Annotated in this window: 2 protein-coding genes; both read right to left on the bottom strand. The window is 72.7% G+C overall.

The annotated features are described in order from the left end of the window. The coding region (malQ, locus tag FFS27_RS31605) for a 4-alpha-glucanotransferase (RefSeq protein ID WP_137952493.1) at positions 1-1707 on the bottom strand (1707 nt) is incomplete at its 3' end. Beyond that, positions 1700-2418, bottom strand: a 719-nt coding sequence (locus FFS27_RS31600; protein WP_137952492.1) for a DUF3459 domain-containing protein, incomplete at its 5' end; no start/stop codon positions are given. The genes FFS27_RS31600 and malQ, both read right to left, overlap by 8 nt.

Genomic DNA, 2418 nt, shown 5'->3' with positions numbered 1-2418 from the left:
GCGGTGTCCGGCGCGGCCGCGCCAGTGGATGTCCTGGCCCCGCCACCAGCCGGACAGGCTCGGCAGGTCGTGGGTGCTGGTGGTGGCCATGGCGTCCGCCGGCCATTGCGCCGGGGGCACGAAGCGTTCGCCGCGCCGCTCGAAGAGCAGCACGCGGGTACCCAGCACTTGGCGGCGTGCCAGTTCCTCGCGCAGGCCTTCGGGCACGGTGCCGAGGTCCTCGCCGATGACCAGCGCCGAGGCGCGACTGGCCTCCAGCGCCAGCAGGCGCAGCAGCTCGCGTTGCGGGTAGCGCAGGTAGGCGCCGGCGTGGGGCGGCTGGCCGCGCGGGATCAGCCAGAGACGTTGCAGGCCCATCACGTGGTCGATGCGTAGCCCTCCGGGCCAGGCCAGGTTGGCCCGCAGCATCTCGCGGAATGCCCGGTAGCCGTGGCGGCGCAGGCCTTCGGGATTGAACGCGGAAACGCCCCAGTCCTGTCCGGACTGGTTGAGGATGTCCGGCGGCGCGCCGACATTCACTTCGGCGAGCAGCTCTTCCTGCCGCGACCAGGCCTGGCTGCCGCCGCCGTCGGCGCCCACCGCCAGGTCGGCGACCAGACCGATGGCCATCCCGGCCTCGCGCGCCTGGCGCTGGGCATGTTGCAGGCAACGTTGGGTCAGCCACTGGCCGAAGGCGCGGAAGTCCACTTCCTCGGCGTGATCGGCGCAGAATGCGGCCACCGCCGGCTCGCCGGGGCGGCGCAGCGGCTCCGGCCAGCGTCGCCAGTCGGGGCCAGCGCCCAGGTGCGCCTGCAGGGTCTCGAAGCGGCAGTGGTGCAGCAGCGCCTCGCCGGCTTCGCGGCGGAATTCGGCGAGGTCGTGGCGCAAGGGACTGGCGCGCTCGGTGAAGTCGCGGTGGAGTTGGCGCAGCAGGCGCATGCGCAGGTCCGCCGCCGCTGTCCAGTCGATCAGCTCCAGGCTCTCCAGGCGGGCCATCTCCGCGGCCAGGCCGGCGCGACGGATCGCCTGTTCCACCGCCGCCGCGCCGAGAATGCTCGCCGGCGCGGCGTGCAGGACATTGAAGAACAGCCGGCTGGACGGCGAGTAGGGGCTGTAGGCATGTCCGTTGGCCTCGGCGAGGGCGTGCAGCGGGCTGATCGCCAGCGCGTCGGCGCCATGCCGCGCGGCGCTGCGTAGCAGGTCCTCGAGGGCGGCGCTGTCGCCCAGGCCGCCGTCGCCGGGGCGGCGCAGGGCATAGACCTGGGCGGCCAGACCCCAGCGACGCGAGCGACCCGGGGCGAGGCTGGCCAGGGACGGACAGCTCGGCGGCGCCATCGCCACCGCCCATTCCCGCTGCTCCAGCGACAGCTGCGCATAGCCGCTGCGGGCCTGCGCCGGCAGGCGGCCTTCGGCGTCCAGGCGCAGGGCGATCCGCGTGCCGTCCTCGTAGACCAGTTCGCCCGGGGTGCCGGCGGGGCCGAGCGCTTGCTCCAGCGGCTGGCCGCATTCGCCGACCAGCAGTCCGAGGTTGGCGCTGTCCTCGCGCAGCCGGGCCAGCGCGGCCAGGCTCTGTTCGATCTGTTGCGGACTCTGCGCCGGATAGCCGAGTGCTTCCAGCAGGCCGCGCTGGACCTCCGGGTCGACCCGCTGCGACCGTCCGTTGGCGTCCTGCCAGTCGAGTTGCAGGCCCACGGCGGCGGCCAGTTCGGCCAGGCGTGCGTCACTCATGGGCGGGCTCCAGGCTGACCGCGATGCTGCGGGGACTTAGGCGGCCGCGGCGATACTCGGCACAGGCGAGGTTGTCGAGGAACAGCACCTGGGTGGCGGCCGCCGGCGGCTCGACTTCCGCTTCGAGCGGAGAAGGGTTGAAGTCGATTCGCCAGTCACTGCCGTCACCGAGTCGCCAGCGCGCCGACAGCGCGGCGCCGGCGATGGTGGTCACGCCCAGCGAACGGGCGCCGCGCAGGCGCGGGATCAGGTGTTCGTGACGGATTTCCAGCAGTTGCCGGTAGAAGCCGCGCCAGGCCGGGTCGCAATAGGCCAGGCCGGGACGCGAGCGCTCGAAGGTCTCCACCGCGTTGGGATCGGGGAGCGAAGCCAGGGTGGCGCCCTCGCCGAAGCGGCCGAACTCGCCGAACTCCTTGCGTCGTCCCTCGCGGACCGCGTCCGCCAGTTCGCCCTGGTGATCGGTGAAATACAGGAACGGTTCGCGCGCGGCGCATTCCTCGCCCATGAACAGCAGCGGGATCATCGGCGCGAGCAGTTGCAGCGCTATCGCCAGGCGCAACGCCTGGGGTTCGGCGAGAACGCTGAGACGCTCGCCGAAGGCGCGGTTGCCGACCTGGTCGTGGTTTTGCAGAAACAGCACGAAGGCGTCCGGCGCCAGGTCGGCACTCGGTTCGCCGCGCGGCCGGCCGTGGCGGTTGGCTTCGCCCTGGT

The organism is Pseudomonas sp. 2VD (genome assembly GCF_005503585.1).
Lineage (GTDB): Bacteria > Pseudomonadota > Gammaproteobacteria > Pseudomonadales > Pseudomonadaceae > Pseudomonas > Pseudomonas aeruginosa.
Note: the sequence above shows the minus strand (reverse complement) of the source record. Positions and strands in the feature narration are given on the sequence as shown.